This window comes from Marinobacter bryozoorum, from assembly GCF_023156245.1.
In the GTDB taxonomy this organism is placed as follows: domain Bacteria; phylum Pseudomonadota; class Gammaproteobacteria; order Pseudomonadales; family Oleiphilaceae; genus Marinobacter; species Marinobacter bryozoorum.
In genome coordinates this window covers 1-955 of the sequence record NZ_JAKZAH010000113.1, presented here as the reverse complement: position 1 = coordinate 955, position 955 = coordinate 1, and the positions used below count along the sequence as shown (strand labels likewise).

1 protein-coding gene is annotated in these 955 nt (G+C 53.1%); it reads right to left on the bottom strand.

The features are described 5' to 3' along the window. Positions 1-91: 91 nt before the first annotated feature. On the bottom strand, positions 92-955 hold an 864-nt coding region (locus MLC59_RS19780; RefSeq protein ID WP_248237319.1), incomplete at its 5' end, for a reverse transcriptase domain-containing protein.

Below are 955 nucleotides of genomic sequence, written 5' to 3'. Positions count from 1 at the left end.
AGTAGAGTAAGAGGCAGGGCGTAGTCGAACTATCTCCCTGCCTCTCCTCTCCGAACCGGACGTGCACCTTTCAGCGCATCCGGCTCTCCGTCTAAACGCTGGCAAATGCCATGGCGACTTCGGGAAAGCGAGAGGTCCACGTGTTTCTGGACTCTGTCCTCAGGTAGGGATTACCTTCCGGAAGACGCCAACGGAATCGCTTTTTCCCGTGACCGACGAGTCGGTACAGAATAGCTCCACTGAATAGCCCCTGATTGGTTTTGCCAAACAGCACCCAAGTCTTACTTTGACCAGAAGCCGGGGCTTTGAACCAGTGGCGCATCAGTGGTTTGAGCCGGGAGCGATATTTGCGGCCCAGCCAATGGGCCAGTTTCCAGAACACGACACCATCAATGTAGCTGAAGACTTTCGCTTTGTGATCGACGAACTGATAGAACGCCGCCCAGCCTTTCAGCTTTCGGTTGATGGATTCGACCATGTCGATTTTGCTTTCACTATAATTGCCTGACAGCTTGGCGGTTAAAGATGCTGCAAAGTTGCGTGCCTTATCCAGGGGGATCGTCGCCACCACCCGCATGTCGCCATAACGGCTCCGCTTGCGTATGATGCGATGCCCCAGGAACACGAAGCCGTCATTCACATGGGTAATTTTGGTCTTATCCATGTTCAGTGTCAGCTTGAGAGTTTCTTCCAGCATCTCCCGGCATTCTTCTCTAATCGCCTCTGCCTGGGCTTTGGTGCCCTTGACGATAACCACAAAGTCATCGGCATAGCGGCAGTAGGCGACGGCTGGCTTCCATTGTCGGTTCTCTCGGATGGCTGAGCTTCGACCGATTTGGATACTGTGGTTCCAGTACCATCGATCCTTTCGGGCCTTTTTGCCGAGGTAGTGCTTGTTCAGGTACTGATCGAACTCATGCAGCATGATATTCGATAGCAGTGGCGATATAACACC